The organism is Ramlibacter aquaticus (genome assembly GCF_015159745.1).
GTDB classification, from domain to species: domain Bacteria; phylum Pseudomonadota; class Gammaproteobacteria; order Burkholderiales; family Burkholderiaceae_C; genus Ramlibacter; species Ramlibacter aquaticus.
This window is the reverse complement of sequence record NZ_JADDOJ010000028.1, coordinates 24,546-45,871: the sequence shown is the minus strand read 5'-3', so window position 1 is coordinate 45,871 and position 21,326 is coordinate 24,546. Positions and strand designations below refer to the sequence as shown.

Annotated in this window: 20 protein-coding genes; 8 read left to right on the top strand and 12 right to left on the bottom strand. The window is 71.2% G+C overall.

What is annotated here, in order from left to right:
• Positions 1-99: 99 nt before the first annotated feature.
• The 4 genes from IM725_RS08930 to IM725_RS08915 form a co-directional block, all read right to left on the bottom strand.
• On the bottom strand, positions 100-852 hold the full coding sequence (locus IM725_RS08930) for a hypothetical protein (RefSeq protein ID WP_227753697.1): 753 nt from the start codon (positions 850-852) through the stop codon (positions 100-102).
• A gap of 38 nt (positions 853-890) precedes the next feature.
• Positions 891-1,721 carry an FTR1 family iron permease gene (locus IM725_RS08925; RefSeq protein ID WP_193780227.1) on the bottom strand — a complete coding sequence of 277 codons (831 nt, stop codon included), beginning with the start codon at positions 1,719-1,721 and terminating at the stop codon, positions 891-893.
• Positions 1,722-1,745: 24 nt separating this feature from the next.
• Positions 1,746-2,078: a cupredoxin domain-containing protein gene (locus IM725_RS08920; protein ID WP_193780226.1), complete on the bottom strand. Its 333-nt coding sequence runs from the start codon at positions 2,076-2,078 to the stop codon at positions 1,746-1,748.
• A gap of 599 nt (positions 2,079-2,677) precedes the next feature.
• Complete coding sequence (locus tag IM725_RS08915) at positions 2,678-4,117, bottom strand: NAD-dependent succinate-semialdehyde dehydrogenase (RefSeq protein WP_193780225.1); 1,440 nt, start codon at positions 4,115-4,117, stop codon at positions 2,678-2,680.
• Between the two features lie 137 nt (positions 4,118-4,254).
• Here IM725_RS08915 and IM725_RS08910 point away from each other — a divergent pair, with 137 nt between their 5' ends.
• The 7 genes from IM725_RS08910 to IM725_RS08880 are packed head-to-tail and all read left to right on the top strand — an operon-like array spanning position 4,255 to position 12,121.
• Entirely contained in the window at positions 4,255-4,899 is a 645-nt protein-coding gene (locus tag IM725_RS08910; RefSeq protein WP_193780224.1) for a TetR/AcrR family transcriptional regulator, read from the top strand.
• Entirely contained in the window at positions 4,896-5,792 is an 897-nt protein-coding gene (locus tag IM725_RS08905; RefSeq protein ID WP_193780223.1) for an SDR family oxidoreductase, read from the top strand. Before IM725_RS08910 ends, IM725_RS08905 begins: the two co-directional genes overlap by 4 nt.
• A gap of 34 nt (positions 5,793-5,826) precedes the next feature.
• On the top strand, positions 5,827-7,440 hold the full coding sequence (locus IM725_RS08900; RefSeq protein ID WP_193780222.1) for an acyl-CoA carboxylase subunit beta: 1,614 nt from the start codon (positions 5,827-5,829) through the stop codon (positions 7,438-7,440).
• A gap of 25 nt (positions 7,441-7,465) precedes the next feature.
• A complete protein-coding gene (locus tag IM725_RS08895; RefSeq protein WP_193780221.1) occupies positions 7,466-8,644 on the top strand; it encodes an acyl-CoA dehydrogenase family protein in 1,179 nt (392 codons plus the stop codon).
• An 11-nt stretch (positions 8,645-8,655) separates the two neighbouring features.
• Complete coding sequence (locus IM725_RS08890) at positions 8,656-10,500, top strand: acetyl/propionyl/methylcrotonyl-CoA carboxylase subunit alpha (protein ID WP_287065709.1); 1,845 nt, start codon at positions 8,656-8,658, stop codon at positions 10,498-10,500.
• Positions 10,497-11,648: an acyl-CoA dehydrogenase family protein gene (locus IM725_RS08885; RefSeq protein WP_227753696.1), complete on the top strand. Its 1,152-nt coding sequence runs from the start codon at positions 10,497-10,499 to the stop codon at positions 11,646-11,648. Before IM725_RS08890 ends, IM725_RS08885 begins: the two co-directional genes overlap by 4 nt.
• Complete coding sequence (locus tag IM725_RS08880; RefSeq protein WP_193780219.1) at positions 11,645-12,121, top strand: thioesterase family protein; 477 nt, start codon at positions 11,645-11,647, stop codon at positions 12,119-12,121. The genes IM725_RS08885 and IM725_RS08880 overlap by 4 nt, the downstream gene beginning before the upstream one ends.
• Here IM725_RS08880 and IM725_RS08875 read toward each other — a convergent pair.
• The 7 genes from IM725_RS08875 to IM725_RS08845 form a co-directional block, all read right to left on the bottom strand.
• A complete protein-coding gene (locus tag IM725_RS08875) occupies positions 12,106-13,194 on the bottom strand; it encodes an AI-2E family transporter (RefSeq protein WP_193780218.1) in 1,089 nt (362 codons plus the stop codon). The two genes, IM725_RS08880 and IM725_RS08875, sit on opposite strands and share 16 nt — an antisense overlap.
• Before the next feature lie 61 nt (positions 13,195-13,255).
• Positions 13,256-14,422, bottom strand: a complete 1,167-nt coding sequence (locus IM725_RS08870; RefSeq protein WP_193780217.1) for an ABC transporter substrate-binding protein — start codon at positions 14,420-14,422, stop codon at positions 13,256-13,258.
• A 105-nt stretch (positions 14,423-14,527) separates the two neighbouring features.
• Positions 14,528-16,387 (bottom strand): AMP-dependent synthetase/ligase, encoded by a 1,860-nt coding sequence (locus tag IM725_RS08865; protein WP_193780216.1) that lies wholly within the window; start codon positions 16,385-16,387, stop codon positions 14,528-14,530.
• On the bottom strand, positions 16,384-17,133 hold the full coding sequence (locus tag IM725_RS08860) for an ABC transporter ATP-binding protein (protein ID WP_193780232.1): 750 nt from the start codon (positions 17,131-17,133) through the stop codon (positions 16,384-16,386). The genes IM725_RS08865 and IM725_RS08860 overlap by 4 nt, the downstream gene beginning before the upstream one ends.
• A gap of 85 nt (positions 17,134-17,218) precedes the next feature.
• Positions 17,219-18,043 carry an ABC transporter ATP-binding protein gene (locus IM725_RS08855; protein WP_193780215.1) on the bottom strand — a complete coding sequence of 275 codons (825 nt, stop codon included), beginning with the start codon at positions 18,041-18,043 and terminating at the stop codon, positions 17,219-17,221.
• Positions 18,040-19,116, bottom strand: a complete 1,077-nt coding sequence (locus IM725_RS08850) for a branched-chain amino acid ABC transporter permease (protein WP_193780214.1) — start codon at positions 19,114-19,116, stop codon at positions 18,040-18,042. Before IM725_RS08850 ends, IM725_RS08855 begins: the two co-directional genes overlap by 4 nt.
• Complete coding sequence (locus IM725_RS08845) at positions 19,116-19,991, bottom strand: branched-chain amino acid ABC transporter permease (protein ID WP_193780213.1); 876 nt, start codon at positions 19,989-19,991, stop codon at positions 19,116-19,118. The genes IM725_RS08850 and IM725_RS08845 overlap by 1 nt, the downstream gene beginning before the upstream one ends.
• A 110-nt stretch (positions 19,992-20,101) precedes the next feature.
• Here IM725_RS08845 and IM725_RS08840 point away from each other — a divergent pair, with 110 nt between their 5' ends.
• Positions 20,102-20,896, top strand: coding sequence for a crotonase/enoyl-CoA hydratase family protein (locus IM725_RS08840; RefSeq protein ID WP_193780212.1), 795 nt, complete (start codon positions 20,102-20,104; stop codon positions 20,894-20,896).
• Between the two features lie 3 nt (positions 20,897-20,899).
• Here the strand turns inward: IM725_RS08840 and IM725_RS08835 are convergent, their stop codons facing one another.
• The gene (locus IM725_RS08835; RefSeq protein ID WP_193780211.1) at positions 20,900-21,310 is read right to left on the bottom strand and encodes an acyl-CoA thioesterase; all 411 of its coding nucleotides are present in this window, start codon (positions 21,308-21,310) and stop codon (positions 20,900-20,902) included.
• Positions 21,311-21,326 lie beyond the last annotated feature (16 nt).

The following is a 21,326-nucleotide window of genomic DNA, read 5'->3' as shown; positions in this document are numbered from 1 at the left end:
GAGGGGCGCTTCATCGGCAGGCGGGGCAAGGCCCTGCGACTCTAGCGGTGCGGCCGCGCCGCCGGTGTAGGACGGTGGCGCAACGGTCGCGCCAGGGCCTCAGAACTCGTATTCCGCCTGCATGCGCAGCGTGGTGCTGGGCGCGCCGTGGGTCAGTCCGAAGAGCAGGCCCGCGTTGTACGAGATGGCCTGGTGCGGCGCCACGTGCAGCTTGCCGAAGATGGCCGGACCGGCGATGTGCGGCTGTTCGCTGCGCGGTTCCCAATTCGACAGCGGGCCCACGTCGCCGAAGCCCTGCAGGCCGTACTCGAAGGCCGGCTGGGCGCGGTACTTGAGCTGCCACTGGTAGCCCAGTTCGGCCTTGCTGGCCTCGGCCGCGCGGTAGTGCTTCTCGACCAGGATGTTCAGGTTGGCCTGCACGCGGTTGGTGAGGTCGGCCTGGAACAGCGGGCCCCAGCGAAGCTCGTAGCCCTCGCTGCGGTCGTGCGGGCGCTCCAGTTCCACGATCAGGCCGATGTCCACCGGGTACTTGCCGGTCTCGGTCAGCTGGAACTTGTTCTCCCACTCGAAGGCATCGAAGCCGGCCTTCTCGCCCGGCTCCTTGTGCGACTTGGCATAGACCTCGGTAAACCACCAGCTGTTCACGCCCCAGCCCAGGCCGACCGAGTAGGCCGACTCGCGGCCGCCGCCGTCACGCAGCTTGGCGGTGCCGGCCTTGAAGTCGATCTCGCGCTCGCCTTCCTCCACGATGGGGCTGTAGACATAGTCCGCCGGGCCGGCGAAGGCGGGCAGCGATGCCAGGGTGGACGAGCAAAGGGCGGCCAGGGCCGCCGCCCGCAGGGCGGTGCGCATGAGAATCTCCGGGGGAAAGAAAAAAAGGGGCGGCGTGGTCAGCGCTGCTGCGGCGCGCGGGCGCGCTGCTGCATCAGGCGGGAGCCGAACCAGATCAGCGCCAGCACGGCGGCGTAGGACGCGATCTGCGCGCCGGAAGGCTGGGCGTCGTAGCCCACCAGGGCGTGCAGCAACGTGCCCAGGGCCGAGTCGGGCGAAAGAGCGCCCGAGGTGTCCCACACGGGGGCGGTCCAGCGCTCCAGCAGGCCGGCCTGGGCCAGGGCCTTGACCAGCTGGCTGGCGATGGAGCCGGCGAGCACGGCGATCAGCAGGTTGGTGGCGGCGAAGACGTGGCGCGCCGGAATGCGCGACAGGCCGCGGTAGATCAGCCAGCCCGCCGAGGCGCCCAGGCCCAGGCCGACCAGCACCGCCAGGGCGATCGACGAGGCCGGGGTGGCGCTGCCGCTGCCGGTGATCGCGCCGCCCACGAACAGCACGGTCTCGGCACCTTCGCGCAGCACGGCCAGCGCCACCGCCACCAGCAGGGCCAGCGGGGCGCGCTGCCCCTGCTGGACCTCCTGGCCCAGGCGCCGGGCGTCCATCGCCATCTCGCGCGAGTGCGCGGCGACCCAGATGCAGTGCCACAGCAGCATCGCCAGGGCGACCGAGAGCACCGCGATGTTGACGAAGTCCTGGCCCAGGCCATCGGCCCAGCCGCTCACCACCGGCGCCAGGATGGCCAGCACGATCGCGCCCAGCACGCCCATGCCCACCCCGCCGCCGAGCAGGCGGCCACGGCCGGCCAGCCCCTGGGTGGCCGCGGCCACGATGCCGACGAACAGCGCGGCTTCCAGCGATTCACGAAAGACGATGAGTGCGGCGGCGAACATGGCGTGTCTCCTGCGGGCTTCTCGTTACTCGGCGACCAGCACGCCTTGCGCGGTCTTCTCGTTGTATTCGCCGTAGAACTCGTAGCGGCCGGGCTTGAGCGGGCCGACGTAGATCGTCGCCTTGGCGCCGCCGGGCACCACCTTCTCGCGGTTGAGCGTGTGGCTCTCGAACTCCTCGGGCGTGCTGTCCTGGTTGTGCACCACCAGCTTGATGCGCTGGTTGGCGGGCACCTTCAGTTCGGCCGGCTGGAAGCGGTGGTCCTTGATGACCAGCAGGGCTTCGGGCTCGGCGGCCGACACCTGCACGGTGAGGCCCAGCAGGGCGGTGGCGAAGGCCAGGGTGAGGAAGGAGCGCATGGCGGGTGGGCGAGCGGTGAGTTCAACGATGGGTGAACTTTAATGCGAATCAATCTCATTTGCAAGCCGCTCCGGACGAATTCCCATGGAACCGGCACGGGCACCCGCTCAGCGGTGGCCGTGGCCGCCGGATGGCGACGGGCGGGCGCGGCCAGGCATGCCCCGCGCGCGCCGGGCGCTCGGGCGTGACGGCGAGAGCCCGTGCGTGACGGGAGAGCCCGGGCGGCGCAGGACCTGCGGCACCCGCCTCCCGCGCGATTCAGGGCTCGGACAGGGGCGGTTTCGGCGTGGCCGCCGGGAGCGGGGGTGGGACCTCGCGCGCGCCGCGACGCGGCGGCTGCTGCGGCGCGGGGGTCACGGTCGCCGGCTTGCGGGCCTGTTGCCTGCGCAGGGCTTCGAGGGCGCTGTGGGCGCCTTCGCCGCTGCGGGGTGTGAGGGTGGAGTCTGCCCCGTCGGTGTCGCCGCGGGATCTGTTGTCGTTGTCATGAGACTGCATGGGCCGGGCCATTGTGTCAGCCGCACTCCCACGCGTCGATTGCAAGCCGACGCACATGCGCAGCCCTGCGCGTTGGCCCCTGGCGCGCGGGCTGCAGGGCGCCTCAGACGTTGGCGATGGTCACCGCGCGGGTGTTGAGGTAGGCCTCCATGGCCTCCGGGCCGCCTTCGGAGCCGTAGCCCGAGTCCTTGATGCCGCCGAAGGGCATCTCGGCCGAGGGCATGGCGGGCATGTTGACCCACAGCATGCCGACCTCGACGCGCCGCGTCAGCAGGTCGGCGTTCTTCAGCGAGCGCGTGAAGGCATAGCCCGCCAGGCCGTAGGGCAGGCGGTTGGCCTCGGCGATCGCATCCTCCAGGCGCTCGAAGCCGCGGACGGCGGCCATGGGGCCGAAAGGCTCGTCGTTGAACACGCGCGCGTCCAGCGGCACGTCGGTCAGCACCGTGGGCTGCCAGAAGTTGCCGGCGTCGCCGATGCGCTCGCCGCCGTGCGCCACCTGGGCGCCACGCTCCACCGCGTCGCGGGTGAATTCGGCCATGGCCGTCAGGCGGCGCGGGTTGGCCAGCGGGCCCATCTGCACACCGTCGGTGAGGCCGTCGCCGACCTTGAGCGAGGCCGCGTGCCGGGCCAGCGCCTGCGCGAACTCGGCCTTCACGCTCTCGTGCACCAGGAAGCGGGTCGGCGAGATGCAGACCTGCCCCGCGTTGCGGAACTTGGCTGCGCCGGCGGCTTTCACGGCCAGCGCGATGTCGGCGTCCTCGCAGACGATGACGGGCGCATGGCCGCCCAGCTCCATGGTGGCGCGCTTCATGTGCTGGCCGGCCAGGGCGGCGAGCTGCTTGCCCACCGGGGTGGAGCCGGTGAAGGTGATCTTGCGGATCACCGGGTGCGGGATCAGGTACTGCGAGATCTCGGCGGGCGTGCCGTAGACCAGGCCCAGCACGCCGGCAGGCAGGCCGGCGTCGGCAAAGGCGCGGATCAGCGCGGCGGGCGCGGCCGGCGTCTCCTCCGGCGCCTTCACGATCATGGAGCAGCCGGTGGCCAGGGCCGCGGCCATCTTGCGCACCACCTGGTTGATCGGGAAGTTCCAGGGCGTGAACGCGGCCACCGGGCCCACCGGGTCCTTCACCACCATCTGGCGATGTGCCAGGTTCCAGCGCGAGGGCACCAGGCGGCCGTAGACACGCTGGCCCTCGTCGGCGAACCACTCGATGATGTCGGCGGCGGCCAGGGCCTCGCCCTTGGCCTCGGCCAGGGGCTTGCCCTGTTCCTGCGTCAGCACGGCGGCGATCTCGCCGGCGCGCTCGCGCATCAGGCCGGCGGCGCGGCGCATCAGCTTGGCGCGCTCGGCGGCCGGCACGTCGCGCCAGGCCTCGAAGCCCTGCTGCGCGGCCGCCAGCGCACGGTCCAGGTCGGCGATGCCGGCGTGGGCCACGCGGCCGATCTCCTTGCCGGTGGCCGGGTTGTGCACGGCCAGGGTGCGGCCGTCGGCGGCGTCCTGCCACTGGCCGGCGATGAAGAGCTGGGTGTTAGGGTAGGTCATGGTTCGGTCTCGCGGGGGGTCGTCTGCGGGAGTGGCATTGTGCGCCACCCGCGCCGTCGCGCCGGGGCCCGGCTGTGCCGGAATTTCACCAAGCGGCTGCTTGCTGAAATTGCGGGGCGCTGCTATCGTCCCCGGCCATGGACATGATGACTGCCCCGGCCCCGGCGAAGCGCCCGCGCGGCCGGCCGCGCAAGACGGCCGAGGAGGCCTCCGACGGCAACCGCCGCGACGAGCTCATCCGCTCGGCGGCGCGCCTGTTCCGCCGCCGCGGCTTCGAGGCCACCCGCACGCGCGACATCGCCGAGGCGGTGGGCATGCGCAGCGGCTCGCCCTTCTACCATTTCGAGACCAAGCAGGCCCTGCTGTTCGCGGTGATGGAGGAGGGCATGAAGCGCGCCGTCGCCCGCCAGCAGCAGGCCCTGGACGCGGTCGCCGGCCAGCCCCCGCTGGCCCAGCTGCGCCAGCTCATCCGCCAGCACTTCGAGGTGCTGCTGGGGCCGGGCAACGACTTCATCCCGGTGATGCTGTACGAATCCCGGGCGATCACGCCGCGCCAGCGCGCCACCCTGGCCCGGCTGCAGGGCGACTACGAGGCGCTGTGGCTGCCGGTGCTGGCCGCGCTGCACCAGGCCGGCCGGCTGCATGGCGAACTCAAGCTCGCGCGGCTGCTGATCTTCGGCGCACTGAACTGGTCGGTGCAGTGGTACGACAGGCGCAAGGGCGCCTCGCTGGACGCGCTGGCCGATGCCGCGCTGGCCCTGTTCACCGGGAGCTCCGAATGAGCGGCTATGCCTCCGTCTTCCGGCCCGGCCTCTTCGCCGGCCAGGTCCACATCGTCACCGGCGGCGGGTCCGGCATCGGCCGCTGCATCGCGCACGAGCTCGCGGCGCTGGGCGCGCACGTGGTGCTGGTGGGCCGCAAGCCCGACAAGCTGGAGGCCGTGGCGGCCGAGATCGCGGCCGACGGCGGCACGGCCAGCCGCGAGGCCTGCGACATCCGCGACGAGGCGGCGGTCAAGGCCGTGGTCCAGGCCGTGCTGGCGCGCTGCGGCCGCATCGACGGGCTGGTGAACAACGCCGGCGGGCAGTACATCGCACCGCTGGAGTCCATCAGCGCCAAGGGCTGGGAGGCGGTGGTGGCGACCAACCTCACCGGCGGCTTCCTGTTCGCGCGCGAGTGCTACCTGCAGGCCATGAAGCACAGCGGCGGCGCCATCGTCAACATCGTGGCCGACATGTGGGGCTCCATGCCCGGCATGGGCCACAGCGGCGCGGCGCGCGCCGGCATGGTGAGCTTCACCGAGACGGCGGCGCTGGAGTGGGCCCACAGCGGCGTGCGCGTGAACGCCGTGGCGCCGGGCTACATCGCGTCCAGCGGCATGGACCATTACCCCGCCGAGGCTGCGCCCATGCTGCGCGCCAACCGCGACACCGTGCCGCTGGGCCGCTTCGGCACCGAGGCAGAAACCTCGGCGGCGGTGGCCTTCCTGCTGTCCCCGGCGGCCAGCTTCATCAGCGGCAGCGTGCTGCGCGTGGACGGCGCGCGGCCGCAGGTGCGCATGGGCTGGCCCCTGCGCATCGCCGGCCCCGAGGCCCGCGAACGCGCGGCCATACGCCCCTTCGGGGGCTTCCACCGGGCCGTCGTGCCCCGGGTGTTCCGCGAGGAGGGCGAATGAGCCAGGGCATGCAGGCAAGCGGCAGGGGGGCGGCATGAGCGCCTGGGCCTCCAAGTGGAACCCGTCCGCCCCGCTCGCGCAGCAGCGCAGCGAGGCCGCGCTGGCCCGCATCGCGCAGTGGCGCGCGCTGGAGCAGCGGGCGGCCGCCGCCTCGGCCCGGTCGAGGCCGGTGTTCGACCAGCGCGGCCAATTGCTGCCGCGCGACCGCGTGGCCCTGCTGCTGGACCCGGGCCGGCCCTGGCTGCCGCTGTGCAGCCTCGCCGGCTGGCTGCAGGACAGCCCCGATCCCGGGAAGTCGGTCCCGGGCGGCGGCATGCTGGCCGGCATCGGCTTCGTGAGCGGGGTGCGCTGCATGGTGGTGGCCAGCGACTCGGGCATCGAGGCCGGCGCGATCCAGGCCATGGGCCTGGACAAGATCCAGCGCGTGCAGGAGATCGCGCTGCAAAACCGGCTGCCCTTCCTGCACCTGGTGGAGAGCGCGGGCGCCAACCTGATGCGCTACCGCGTGGAGGGCTTCGTGCACGGCGGCGCTCTGTTCCGCAACCTGGCGCGCCTGTCGGCCGCGGGCCTGCCGGTCATCACCGTCCAGCACGGCTCGGGCACCGCGGGCGGCGCCTACATGCCGGGGCTGTCCGACGTGGTGATCATGGTGCGCGGCCGCTCGCGGGCCTTCCTGGCCGGCCCGCCCCTGCTCAAGGCCGCCACCGGCGAGGTGGCGACCGAGGAGGAACTGGGCGGTGCCGAGATGCACAGCGGCATCTCCGGGCTGGGCGAGTACCTGGCCGAGGACGACCGCCATGCGCTGGGCATCGCGCGCGAGGTGATGGACCGCCTGGGCTGGGAGCGCCCCGCGCCGCGCATGGACGTGCTGCCGCCGCGCCTGCCGGCGGAGGACCTGCTGGGCCTGATGCCCGCCAACCTGCGCGAGCCGGTGGACATGCGCGAGGTGATCGCGCGCATCGCGGACGGCTCGGAGCTGCTGGAGTTCAAGTCGCTCTACGGCGCCGCCACCGTGTGCGTGCAGGCCCGGCTGCACGGGCACGACGTGGGCTTCATCACCAACAACGGGCCCATCGACGTGGCGGGCGCGAACAAGGCGGCGCACTTCATCCAGCGCCAGTGCCAGCTGGGCCAGCCCATCGTCTACCTGCAGAACACCACCGGCTACATGGTGGGCCGCGAGAGCGAGCAGGCCGGCATGATCAAGCACGGCAGCAAGATGATCCAGGCCGTCACCGGCGCCACGGTGCCGCAGCTCACGGTGCAGTGCGGCGCCTCCTTCGGCGCCGGCAACTACGGCATGTGCGGCCGCGGCTATGCGCCGCGCTTCCTGTTCTCCTGGCCCGGCGCGCGCACTGCGGTGATGGGCGGCGAGCAGGCCGCAAGGACCATGCAGATGGTCAGCGAGGCCGCGCTGGCCCGCAAGGGCCTGGCGCCCGACCCGGAGAAAAGCCGCGAGCAGTACGAGCGCATCGTCGCCATGTTCGAGGCCCAGTCGGACGCCTTCTACACCTCCGGCCTGCTGCTGGACGACGGCGTCATCGACCCGCGCGACACCCGCGACGTGCTGGGCTTCTGCCTGGACACCTGCGCCGAGGCGGCGGCGCGCACACCGCGCCCGCTGCCCTTCGGCGTGGCCCGCATGTGAAGACGAGACAGCAAGGAGACAGGGCATGAACTATTCGCACGAGCACCTGGAGATCCAGAAGACGCTCCAGCGCTTCATCCAGGACGAGATCAATCCGCATGTGGACGAATGGGAGGCGGCCGAGATCTTCCCCGCCCACCAGGTGTTCAAGCGCCTGGGCCAGCTGGGCCTGCTGGGCCTGACCAAGCCCGAGGCCTACGGCGGCGCGGGGCTGGACTACTCCTATTCCGTGGCCATGGCCGAGGCGCTGGGCCACATCGAGTGCGGCGGCGTGCCCATGGCCATCGGCGTGCAGACCGACATGGCCACGCCGGCACTGGCGCGCTTCGGCAGCGACGAGCTGCGGCGCCAGTTCCTCGCCCCCGCCATCGCCGGCGACATGGTGGCCTGCATCGGCGTGAGCGAGCCCGGCGCGGGCAGCGACGTGGCCAGCATCCGCAGCACGGCGCGCAAGGACGGCGACGACTACGTGATCACCGGCCAGAAGATGTGGATCACCAACAGCCTGCAGGCCGACTGGATGTGCATGCTGGTGAACACCGGGGACGGGCCGGCGCACCGCAACAAGTCGCTGGTCATCGTGCCGCTGCGCGACGGGCCGGGCGGCCAGCTGACGCGCGGCATCGAGGTGGCCAGGAAGATCCGCAAGATCGGCATGAATTCGTCCGACACGGGCCTGCTGTACTTCGACGAGGTGCGGGTGCCGCAGCGCTATCGCATCGGCGAGGAGGGCCAGGGCTTCGTCTACCAGATGCAGCAGTTCCAGGAGGAGCGCCTGTGGGCCGCCGCGAGCTGCCTGCAGTCGCTCTCCAACTGCATCGCCTGGACCGTGGAGTGGGCGCAGGAGCGCAAGCTCTTCGGTGCGGCCCTGGCCGACCAGCAGTGGGTGCAGTTCAAGCTGGCCGAGATGAAGACCGAGGTCGAGAGCCTGCGCGCGCTCACCTACCGGGCCTGCGAGCTCTACGTGGGCGGCCAGGACGTCCTGGAGCTGGCTTCCATGGCCAAGCTCAAGGCGGGCCGGCTGAACCGGCTGGTGCCCGACACCTGCCTGCAGTTCTGGGGCGGCATGGGCTTCACCTGGGAGAACAAGGTCTCGCGCATGTTCCGCGACGGCCGCCTGGCTTCCATCGGCGGCGGCGCGGACGAGGTGATGCTGGGCATCCTCGCCAAGACCATGGGCATCGCCAAGCGCCCGGTGCGATGAGCAGCCCGCGCCTGCACCGCCTGCTGGTCGCCAACCGCGGCGAGATTGCGCGGCGGGTGTTCCGCACCGCGCACCGCCTGGGGCTGGACACCGTGGCCGTGTTCTCCGACGCCGACGCCGGCGCCCTGCACGTGCGCGAAGCCGGCCAGGCCGTCGCGCTGGGGGGCAGCGCCTCGGCCGACAGCTACCTGCGCATCGACAAGCTGCTGGCCGCCGCGCGCGCCAGCGGGGCGGACGCCGTGCACCCGGGTTACGGTTTCCTGAGCGAGAACGCGGAATTCGCCCAGGCCGTGGCCGATGCCGGCCTGACCTGGGTGGGCCCGCCCGCCGAGGCGATCCGCCGCCTGGGCAGCAAGTCGGCCGCCAAGCGCATCGCGCTGGCCGAAGGCATCCCCTGCCTGCCGGGCTACGCCGGCGAGGACCAGGCCGACGCCCGCTTCATCGAGGAGGCGCAGCGCATCGGCTTCCCGGTGATGGTGAAAGCCGCGGCCGGCGGCGGCGGCCGCGGCATGCGGCTGGTGCATGCGGCGCCCGACCTGGTGGAGGCCCTGCGCAGCGCGCGCTCGGAAGCGCAGGCGGCCTTCGGCTCGGGCGAACTGCTGCTGGAACGCGCGCTGTTCGCGCCGCGCCACGTGGAGATCCAGGTCTTCGCCGATGCGCACGGCCACTGCATCCACCTGGGCGAGCGCGACTGTTCGCTGCAGCGCCGCCACCAGAAGCTGGTGGAGGAGACGCCGGGCCCCGCCATGACGCCCGCGATGCGCGAGCGCATGGGCGCCTGCGCGGTGCGCCTTGCCCAGGCGGCCGGCTACGTGGGCGCGGGCACCGTGGAATTCCTGGTGGAGGGCGAGGCCTTCTTCCTCATGGAGATGAACACCCGCCTGCAGGTGGAGCACCCGGTGACCGAGATGGTGACCGGTCTGGACCTGGTGGAGTGGCAGCTGCGCGTGGCGCGGGGCGAGCCCCTGCCGCTGGCGCAGGAGGCGCTGCGCTTCCACGGCCACGCGATCGAGGTGCGGCTGTGCGCCGAGGACGAGCACTTCACGCCCCACACCGGCACGGTGCTCCGGCTGCGCGAACCGGCGGCCCGGCCCGGGCTGCGCTTCGACCACGCGCTCTTCGAGGGCCTGCAGGTCACGCCGCACTACGACTCCATGCTGGGCAAGCTCGTTGCGCATGCGCCCACGCGGGCCCAGGCCGTGGCGCGGCTCGCCTCGGCGCTGGACGCGCTGGACGTGCGCGGCCTGCCCACCAATCGGCGCTTCCTGGCGGCCGCGCTGCGCCTGCCCGGCTTCCTGGAGGGCGAGGCCGGCATCGACTTCTTCGCCCGCACCGGCGAGGCGGTGCGCGCCGGGCTGCGGGCCGAGGAGGACGCGGTGCTGGCCGGTGCGGCCAAGGCCGTGTTCGCGCCTGCGGCCCCCGCGCTGGGCTGCCCCTGGCCCCGGCCGCTGCGGGTGCGCCACCGCGGGCAGCTGCTGGACGTGCCGCAGGACGCGGCGGCCGTGCCCGCGGCGGATGCGCTGCCCGTGCCGCAGCCCGGCGGCGGCACGGCCTGGCACCTGCGCTGCGGCACGCTGGATTTCTTCGCCGAGGACGCGTCCTTCGAGCCCGCCGCGCGCGGGGGCGCGGGCGCGCAGGACGCGCTGCGCTCGCCCTTCAACGGCAAGGTGATCGCCCTGCCGGTGGCGCCCGGTACTCCCGTGCGCCAGGGCCAGACCCTGGCGGTGCTGGAGTCCATGAAGCTGGAGCACGCGCTCACCGCGCCGCGCGACGGCCGCGTGGCCCAGGTCGCCGTGGCGGTGGGCCAGCAGGCCGCGCCCGGGCAGTTGCTGGTGCAGCTGGAGCCGCTGGCATGAGCATGGACGATGAGGCCATCGGTGCGCTGACCGAGTCCGTGCGGCGCTTCGCCCAGGCGCGCATCGCGCCGCAGGTGGAGGCCTGGGACGAAGCCGGGAGTGTGCCGCGCGAGCTGTACCGCGAGGTGGCGCAACTGGGCTGGCTGGGCCTGGGCTACCCGGAGGCGCTGGGCGGCACGACGGCCAGCTTCGCGCTGCGCAACGCGCTCTCGGTGGCGCTGGCGCGCCATGGCGGCAGCGGCGGCGTGATGGCCGCCCTGTTCTCGCACAACATCGGGCTGCCCCCCATCCTGCGGCACGGCAGCGAGGCGCTGCAACAGGCGATCGTTCCGCCGGTGCTGCGCGGCGAGCGCATCGCCGCGCTGGCCATCACCGAGCCGGGCGGCGGCTCGGACGTGGCGGCGCTGCGCACGCGCGCCCGCCGCGAGGGCGGCGAGTGGGTGCTCGACGGCGAGAAGGTCTACATCACCTCGGGCGTGCGGGCCGACTGGATCACGGTCGCGGTGCGCACGGGCGAGGCGCGCGGCGCGGGCGGCATCTCCATGCTGGCCGTGCCCGGCGATGCGCCCGGCCTGACGCGCACTGCGCTGCGCAAGATGGGCTGGCTGTGCTCGGACACGGCGCTGATGCATTTCCAGGGCGTGCGCGTGCCCGCGGCGAACCTCATCGGCGAGGAGGGGGCGGGCTTTCGCATCATCATGTCCAACTTCAACGGCGAGCGGCTGGCCATGTCGGCCATGGCGCTGGGCTTCGCGCAGGCCTGCCTGGACGAGGCGCTGGACTGGGCCCGCCAGCGCGAGGCCTTTGGCTCGGCCCTGATCGAGAAGCAGGTCATACGCCACAAGCTGGTCGACATGCGCATGCGCATCGAGTCCACGGCCGCCTGGCTGCAGGCGGTGACGGCGATGGCGGATGCCGGTCGCCTGGAGTCGGACCCCGAGTGCGTGGCCCAGGTCTGCATGCTGAAGAACCACGCGACTCAGGCCATGCAGTTCTGCGCCGACCAGGCCGTGCAGATCCTGGGCGGCATGGGCTTCATGCGCGGCACCAAGAGCGAGCGCATCTACCGCGAGGTCAAGGTGATGATGATCGGCGGCGGCGCGGAGGAGATCATGAAGGAACTGGCCGCGAGGCAGTGGGGGCTATGAAACCGGCGCCGCCGCTCCCGTTCGAGGACGAGTTCGTCGCCGGCCTGCGCGACATCTTCGAGCACAAGATCCTGTTCAACCGCTTGCTGGGGCTGGAGATCGTGGATCTCGCGCCCGAGCAGGTCACGGGCCGCATCGCGATGCGGCCGGAGCTGGTGGGCCACTACGCCCACAACCGGCTGCATGGCGGCGTGATCAGCGCCACGCTGGACGCCATGGGCGGCCTGGCGGTGATGGCCGCCATAGGCGCGCGCCACATGGACGAGCCCGCCGCGCAGCGGCTGCAGCGTTTCTCCAAGCTGGGCACCATCGACCTGCGCATCGACTACCTGCGCCCGGCCATCGGCGAGGCCTTCACGCTGCAGGCCGAGGTGATCCGGCTCGGCTCCCGCGTGGCCAACACCCGGATGGCCTTCCACGGGCCGGGCGGCAAGCTGTTGTCGGTGGGGGCCGGGGTCTACGTCGTGTCCTGAGCGGCGGACGGCTCGCGCCGCGCCTGGCCGTAGATGTCCCAGGCGGAAAGGAAGATCGCGGCGATCACCGGGCCCAGCACGAAACCGTTGGGCCCGAAGGCGGTGAGCCCGCCCAGGGTGGAGACCAGCACCAGCCAGTCGGGCAGGCGGGTCTCCTTGCCGACCAGCAGGGGGCGCAGCAGGTTGTCCACCATGCCGATCACCAGCGTGCCCCAGACGGCCAGGCCCAGCGCCTGCCAGACTTCCCCCTTGGACCACAGCCAGAGCGCGACCGGGATCCAGACCATGGCGGCCCCCACGGCGGGCAGCAGCGAGAGCAGGGCCATGGCCGCGGCCCAGAGCAGCGGCCCTGGCACGCCCAGCACCCAGAAGGCCAGGCCGCCCAGCGCGCCCTGCGCCAGCGCCATCACCACGTTGCCCTTCACCGTGGCGCGCACCACCACCGCGAACTGGTCCAGCAGGCGCCGGGTGTGCAGCGGCTGCAGCGGCAGGGCCGCGCTCACGCGCCCGACCAGGTCCGGCCCGTCGCGCAGCAGGAAGTACAGCAGGTAGAGCATCACGAAGAAGTTGATCAGGAAGTCCAGCGTGTTCTGGCCGATGGAGAAGGCGCGCGCCGTCAGGGCTTCACCGCTCTTGCCCAGGGTGTCCAGCAGCTTGCGCTGCAGGCCGGGCACGTCGTCCACGCCGACCTGGCCGAGGAACTGGCGGAACCACGAGGGCGAGGCCTCGATCGCGTGCTGCAGCCAGGCGCCGGGCTGCACGTCGCCGCTCTTGATGCGGTCGTAGAAGTTCGCGGCCTCGTGCGAGACGGCCACCGTCAGCAGCACCGTGGGCAGGATCACGCTCACCAGGATCACCACCAGGGTGCCGAAGGCGGCCCAGCCCTTGCGGCCGCGGCACACCTCCACCGAGCGCCTTTGCAGGGCGGCGAACACGATGGCCAGGAACACCGCCCAGGACAGCGCCCCCGCCAGCGGCCACAGCACCAGCCCGAAGAAGGCCGTCGCCAGCAGCACCAGCACGAGCAGCGGGCGATCGTGGCGATCGGGCGGGGCGGGGCGGGGTGCGGGCATGGCCTGCATTATTGAAAGAAAAAGGCCGCCCGGGGGCGGCCTGACCGGGCGCGTGACGCGTTCAGGGCTTCACGTAGTCCGACACGACCACCCACTTGCCGTTCTGGATCTGCGACAGGCGCGACTGGTCGTTGCCCAGGCGCTTGGTGGCGGTGTAGCTCTGGGGCGGGCCGCCGAACATGTCGGCCGGAAAGCTCATGCTGTCCATGGCCTTGATGAAGCTGTCGGTCGTCAGGTTGGGGCCCGCCTTGAGGGCCGCCTGGATGAACTCGTCCATGATCAGGTAGCCGTAGGCCGAGAACACGGTCGGGTCCTCGTTGAACTTCGTCTTGTACTTGGCGGCCCAGAAGCGGATCGGCTGCGAGGCTTCGTCCAGGTAGGGGTGCTGCACCGTCATGGTGGCGTACAGGCCGTCCATGGGCTTGCCGCCCAGCTTGTGGATCAGGTCGGTGTAGGCCGCCGAGGAGCCCAGGAAGGTCGGGTTGAAGCCGGTCTTGCGCGACTCGGCGATGGTGCCGATGGTCTCGCGGATGATGGTGCCCAGCACCACCAGGTCGCAGTTGGCGGCCTTGAGCCGGGCCACCTGCGAGGAGAAGTCGGTCGCGCCGCGCTTGAAGGTGGTCTTCTCGGCGATCTCCATGCCGGCCGCCTTGGCGCCGGCCTCGGCGCCGCGCTGCACCTCCAGCCCGAAGTCGTCGTCCTGGTAGATGCTGCAGACCTTCTTGGCCTGCTTGTCCTTGACCATCTTCGGCAGGGCCAGGCGGATCTGGTCGTAGTAGGTGGCGGCGAAGGAGTACTTGAGCCGGTTGGTGGGCTCGTACATCTCGCGCGCCGCCGTGATCGGCATGAAGTTGACGATGTTCTTCTCGAACTGCACCGGCATCGCGGCCATGTTGGGCGCGGTGCCCAGGTGGCCGGCGACGATGAAGACCTTGTCCTGGTTCACCAGCTTCTGCGCCGCCAGCACGGCCTTCTTGGGGTCGTAGCCGTCGTCCTCGACCAGCAGCTTGATCTTGCGGCCGTGGATGCCGCCCTGCTGTTCCGCCAGCTCGTCGATGCGCAGTTGCATGCCGTTGCGGGCCTGCTTGCCGTAGCCGGCCAGCGGGCCGGAGAGGTCCTGGATGGTGCCGACCAGGATCTCGGTCTTGCTCACGCCCTGCTGCTGGGCGTTGGCCAGGCCCGAGGCCAGGGCGAACGCGGCCAGCACCGCGATGGACTTCATCTGCATTGCCTGTCTCCTTCGTTTGCGTGGGGCCCGGCGGCGCCGGGCTCGGTCGTGCCGCCGTGGCGCGCTGCTTCCAGCCTGGCGCCGCGGCGGCGGGTTGAACCTCGTTCAGGCGTACATGGCCTCGATGCGGTCGGCATACTTGGTCTGCACCAGCTTGCGCTTGAGCTTCATGGTGGGCGTGAGCTCCTCGTCCTCGGCCGTGAGCTGCGTGTCCAGCAGGAAGAACTTCTTGATCTGCTCCACCCGCGCGAAGCGGGCGTTGACCCGGTCGATCTCGGCCTGGATCAGGTCCTGCACCTGCGGCGTGCGGGTGAGGCTGGCGTAGTTGGAGAAGGGCACGTCGTGGTCCTGCGCGTACTTCTCGACATTCTCCTGGTCGATCATGACGATGACCGTGAGGTAGGGCCGCCGGTCGCCGATCACCACGGCGTCGGTGATGTAGGGCGAGAACTTCAGCTCGTTCTCCAGTTCGCTGGGCGTCACGTTCTTGCCGCCGGCCGTGATGATGATGTCCTTCATGCGGTCGGTGATGCGGAAGAAGCCGTCGGCGTCCACGGTGCCCACGTCGCCGGTGTGCAGCCAGCCCTCGGGGTCCAGGGCTTCGGCGGTCCGGGCGGGCTGGTTGAGGTAGCCCATGAAGACGTTGGGTCCGCGCACCAGGATCTCGGCGGTGACCGGGTCGACGCGCACCTCGTTGTACGGCGTCGCCGGGCCGATGGAGCCGGGCCGGATGCGGTCCAGCGGCACGCCGGTGGAGGCGCCGCAGGACTCCGTCATGCCCCAGACCTCCAGCATGGGCACGCCCAGCGCCAGGTACCAGCGCACCAGCTCGGGCGAGATGGGCGCCGCCCCCGTGACCAGGAAGCGCGCCCGGTCTATGCCTATCATCTTGCGCACGTTCGCCAGCGCCAGCCAGCGCGCCAGCTGGAACTGCAGCTTGAGCCCCGCGCCCACGGGCTCGCCGGCCAGCACCTTTTCGGCGATGCGCGTGCCCACGCCGATGGACCAGGCGTAGGCCGCCTGCTGCAGGCGGCTCGCCTCCTTCAGGCCGATCATCACGCCGGAATAGAACTTCTCCCACACCCGGGGCACCGCCAGGAACACGGTGGGCTGGATCTCGCGCACGTTCTCGGGCACGGTCTCCGGGTTCTCGACGAAGTTGAGCACCGAGCCGGTGTAGAGCGCGGAGTACTCGCCGCCCACCCGCTCGGCGATGTGGCACAGCGGCAGGAAGCAGATGCGCTCGTCGCGCTCGTCCTGCGGGATCAGGCTGTTGTAGCCGCGCACGGTGTAGACCAGCCCGCCGTGGCTGTGCATCGCGCCCTTGGGCTTGCCGGTGGTGCCCGAGGTGTAGACCAGGATGGCCAGGTCTTCCGGGCGGCAGGCCTGGACGCGGCGCTGCAGCTCGCCCGCGTGCTGCGCGTTCCAGGCGCGGCCGGCCTCGCGCAGGGCCTGCAGGCTGATCACGCCCGCATCGTTCAGGTCGCGCAGGCCTTCCATGTCGAAGACCACGATCTTCACCAGCCCGGGCAGGCGCTCGCGCACCTCCAGCGCCTTGTCCAGCTGCTCGTCGTCCTCGACGAAGAGCACGCGGGTGCGGGAGTCCTCGCACAGGTACTGCACCTGCCCGGCCGCGTCGGTGGGGTAGATGCCGTTGGAGACGCCGCCGCAGGAGAGGATGGCCAGGTCGGCCAGCACCCACTCGACCACCGTGTTGGCGAGGATGGAGGCGGTGTCCCCCGGGGCGAAGCCCAGCGACATCAGCCCGCCGGCGATCTCGGCCACCGCCTCGCCGGCACGCGTCCAGGTCCAGCTGCGCCAGATGCCCAGGTCCTTCTGGCGCAGCCACACCCGCGGGCCGCGCTGGCTGACGCCGTTCCAGAACATGGCGGGCAGGGTGTCGCCCGGCAGCACGATGCGCGGGTCGGGATTGATGCTGCGGGTGAGGGTCCAGAGCGTGCTCATCGCCAGGTCTTCTTCTTTTTCCAGCGCCGCTCGCCGCGCACGCCGGCGTCCTTCATGCCGAGGTAGAACTCCTTGATGTCGTCCTTCTCGCGCAGGCGACCGCAGGTGTCCTCCATGACGATGCGGCCGTTCTCCAGCACGTAGCCGTAGTCGGCGGCGTTCAGCGCCATGTTGGCGTTCTGCTCCACCAGCAGCAGGGTGGTGCCGCGCTCGCGGTTGATGCGCACCACGATCTCGAAGATCTCCTTGGTCAGCTTGGGCGACAGGCCCAGGCTGGGCTCGTCCAGCAGGATCAGGTCCGGCGAGGCCATGAGCGCGCGCGAGATCGCCAGCATCTGCTGCTGGCCGCCCGAGAGCAGGCCCGCGTCCTGTGCAGCCCGCTCCTTGAGGATGGGGAAGTAGCGGTACACGGCCTCCATGTCCCGGGCCACGCCGTCGCGGTCGCGCCGGGTGTAGGCGCCCATCAGCAGGTTGTCGTGCACCGACAGCAGCGGGAACACCTCGCGCCCCTCGGGCACGTGCGAGAGGCCCTGCTCCACGATGTAGGCCGGGTCCTGGGCGGTGATGTCCTCGCCCTTGAACTGCACGCTGCCCTTGCGCGGGTCGATGATGCCGGAGATGGTCTTGAGGATGGTGGTCTTGCCGGCGCCGTTGGAGCCGAGCACCGTGGCGACCTCGCCCCGCCGCACCTGCAGGCTGACGCCGCGTATCGCCTTGATGGGCCCGTAGGCGGACTCCACGTTCATCAGCTGCAGCACGGGCGTGTCGCTGATCGCGGGCGGGTTGAGGCTCACGAGGCTGCCTCCAGGTCCTGGCGCCACGCAACGACGCTCATGCAACCTCCCTGCGCAGGCTGGACACGTCCTCGATGGTGCCCAGGTAGGCCTCCACCACGCCGGGGTGGGCCTGCACCTCGCGCGGCGAGCCCATGGCCAGCACCTCGCCCTGGTTCATGGCCAGCACGCGGTCGGAGACGCGCGAGACCAGGCTCATGTCGTGCTCCACCATGAGCACGGTGATGCCCAGGTCGCGCTGGATGTCCTGGATCCAGAAGGCCATGTCCTCGGTTTCCTCGACGTTGAGGCCGGAGGAGGGCTCATCCAGCAGCAGCAGCCTGGGCTGCGTGCACAGGGCGCGGCCCAGTTCCACCACCTTGCGCACGCCGTAGGGCAGGCCGGCGACCAGCGAATCGCGGTGGTGCTGCAGGTCCAGGAAGTCGATCACCTGCTCGACCTTCTCGCGCGCCTCGATCTCGGCGCGCCGCGCGGCCGGCGTGAACAGGATGTCCTGCCAGAAGCCCGTGCGGCGGTGGGTGTGGCGCCCGATCAGCAGGTTCTGCAGCACCGTGGCGTACTCGAACAGCTCGATGTTCTGGAAGGTGCGGGCGATGCCCAGCGAGGCGACCTTGTGCGGCGGCTGCCGCGCCAGGTCCTGGCCGTCGTAGGTGATGCGCCCCGAGGTGGGCGCGTAGAGGCGGCTGATGAGGTTGAACACCGTGGTCTTGCCGGCGCCGTTGGGGCCGATCAGCGTGAACACCTCGCCGCGCCGCACGTCGAAGCTGACCTTGTTCACGGCCATCACGCCGCCGAAGCGCACGCTGATGTCGCGCGCCTGCAGCAGGGCGTCGGTGGGCGGCGGGGTGTCCGGGGCGTTCATTTCAGCCGGTCCGATTTCTGGAAGGACTTCTGCCGCTTGAACATGCCCTTGCGGTAGAACGGGAAGAGCTGCAGGTAGGTGCGCACCTTCAGCCAGCGCCCGTACAGGCCCAGCGGCTCGAACAGCACGAAGGCCACCAGCACGCCGCCGTAGACCACCGCCTTCAGGCCCGGCGCCTGCCCCACCGCCGCGGGCAGGTAGTCCTTCACCGCGCTGATGGCCTGCGGCAGCCCGATCAGGAAGATCGCGCCCAGGAAGGCGCCGTGGATGGAGCCCAGCCCGCCCACCACCACCATGAGCAGCAGGTCGATGGACTGGATGATGTCGAACTGGTCGGGCGAGATGAAATGGATGTGGTGCGCGTACAGCCCACCGCCCAGGCCCGCCAGCGCAGCCGAGATCGCGAAGGACAGGGTCTTGTAGCGGGCCAGCGCGATGCCCATGCTCTGCGCCGAGACTTCGGAATCGCGGATGGCGACGAAAGCCCGGCCCGTGGACGAGCGCAGCAGGTTCAGGCAGGCCAGGGTCGCGACCGCGGCCAGCAGCAGGCACAGGTAGTAGAAGGGCGCGCCGGCCTCGGCGGTCCAGCCGAAGGCCTTGGCGGCGTTCACCGACTTGCCCGCGTTGCCGCCGGTGACGCTTTCCCAGCGCGCGAACACCTCGGCCACCACGAAGCCGAAGGACAGCGTGGCCATGCCCAGGTAGATGCCCTTCACGCGCAGCGCGGGCAGGCCCACGACCACGCCGGTGGCCGCGGCCAGCATGGCGGCCAGGGGCAGCGACAGCACGAAGGGCCAGCCCATGCCGGCCAGCACCGCCTCGGTGTAGGCGCCCACGCCGAAGAAGGCGGCGTGGCCGATGGAGAACAGGCCGGTGTAGCCGGCCAGCAGCATCAGCCCCAGGCCGACGATGCCGTAGATGAGGATGAAGGTCAGCTGCGACAGCAGGTACTCGCTGGCCAGCCAGGGGGCGGCCACCAGGAACAGGGCCAGCAGCCCGTACCAGAACACATGGCCGCCGTGCCGGGCGAGCCGGATGTCCTGCGCGTAGCTGGTCTTGAACAGGAAGCGCATCAGACCTTCTTGCGCAGGCGTTCGCCGAACAGGCCGTTGGGCCGCACCATCAGCATGACCAGCACCACCACGTAGGCCGCCACGTCCTTGAAGCCCTCCGGCAGGTAGAAGCCGGAGAGCGATTCCACGGTGCCTATCACCAGCCCGCCGACCAGGGCGCCCGGCAGGCTGCCGAAGCCGCCGACCACCGCCGCCGGGAAGGCCTTGAGGCCGATGAAGCCCATGTTGGCGTGCACGAAGGTGATGGGCGCCAGCAGCAGGCCCGCGATCGCCGCCACGGCAGCCGCCAGGCCCCACACCAGGTTGTTCAGGCGCTGCACCGGGATGCCCATGTAGTAGGCCGCGAGCTGGTTCTGCGAGGCGGCCTGCATGGCGATGCCGACCTTGCTGTAGCGGAACAGGGCGTAGAGCAGCGCGCTCAGCACGGCGGTGGCCGCGATCACCACCAGCTGCTCCACGTTGAGCAGCAGCGGGCCGGCGTTCAGCACCTGGTCCTTGTAGGGCACGGGCAGGGCCTGCGTCTCGGTGCCTATGCCGGGGATCATGGTGATGGCGCCGCGGGCCACGTAGCCGATGCCGATGGTGAGCATCACGATGGAGAAGGCCGGCTGGCCCAGGATGGGCCGGATGACCAGGCGCTCCAGCAGCATGCCGAACAGGGCCATGCCGGCGATGGCGCCCAGCACCGCGGCCCAGTAGGGCAGGCCCATGAAGCTCATCACCCCCAGGCCGCCGAAGGCGCCCAGCATCATCAGCTCGCCCTGGGCGAAGCTCACCGTTTCCGTGGCCTTGTAGATCAGCACGAAGCCCAGCGCGATCAGCCCGTAGATGCAGCCTTGCGCGATGCCGCTGATCACGAGTTGGATGAATTGCACGGGCCCCCGTTCTGGTTCGATTGCTGCCAAAGTTATAAGGTCCGCCCCGTCGTCGAACTACAGGGTTGACCCCGAATCGGCGCGCGTGGGGACTCGGTGTAATCCCGTGCATGACCCCTGCCGTGCGAACCGAAACCGATGGGCCGGTGACCCTGGTCACCCTGGACCGGCCCGAGGTGCGCAATGCCGTGGACGCGGACACCGCGCGCGCCCTGCATGCCGCCTTCCTGGCCTTCGACGCCGACCCGGCCCAGCGCGTCGCGGTGTTCCACGGCGCCCACGGCCACTTCTGCGCCGGCTGGGACCTGCAGGCCGGCGCGCGGCTGGCGCAGGACGCCGCCGGCGTCATGGCCGCGCTGGACTTCGAGCCCGGGCAGGCGCAGCCGGCCGGCCCCATGGGGCCCAGCCGGCTGCTGCTGTCCAAGCCGGTGATCGCCGCCGTGAGCGGCGCCGCGGTGGCCGGCGGCATGGAGCTGGCCCTGTGGTGCGACTTGCGGGTGATGGAGGAGGACGCGTACTTCGGCGTCTACTGCCGCCGCTTCGGCGTGCCGCTGATCGACGGCGGCACGGTGCGCCTGCCGCGGCTGGTCGGGCTGGGCCATGCGATGGACCTGATCCTCACCGGCCGCAAGGTGGAGGCGCCCGAGGCCCTGGCCATGGGGCTGGCCAACCGGGTGGTGCCGCGCGGTGGCGCCCGCGAGGCGGCGCTGGCGCTGGCCCGGCAGCTCGCGGGCTTTCCGCAGGCGACGATGCGCGCCGACAGGCTCAACGCCTACGAGGGCTGGGACAGGCCGCTGCCGCAGGCCCTGCACGCGGAGTGGCTGCGCAGCCGCGAGCGCCTGGCCGACGGCATCGAAGGCGCGGGCCGCTTCGCCGCCGGCGAGGGGCGGCACGGCAGGTTCTGAGGCTCAGTCCTGGGGGATGGGGCGCGGGCGGCCCTGCTCGTCGATGGCCACGTAGGTCACGTTGGCCTCGGTCACCTTGATGTAGCGGCCCTGGGAGCGGAAGCGTTCGGCGTAGACCTCCACCTTCACGGTGATGGATGTGCGGCCGATCCGCGTCACCGACGAGTAGAAGGACAGGATGTCGCCCACCCGCACCGGCTGCTTGAACACGAACTCGTTCACCGCGACCGTCGCCATGCGGCCCTGGGTGTGGCGCGCCGGCAGCACCGAGCCGGCCAGGTCCACCTGCGCCATGACCCAGCCGCCGAAGATGTCGCCGTTGGCGTTGCAGTCCGCCGGCATGGGAATGACCTTGAGCACCAGCTCCTTGTCGGTGGGCAGCGCAACGTGGACGGGGCTGGAAACTTCGGACATGGGCACAATCTCCTGA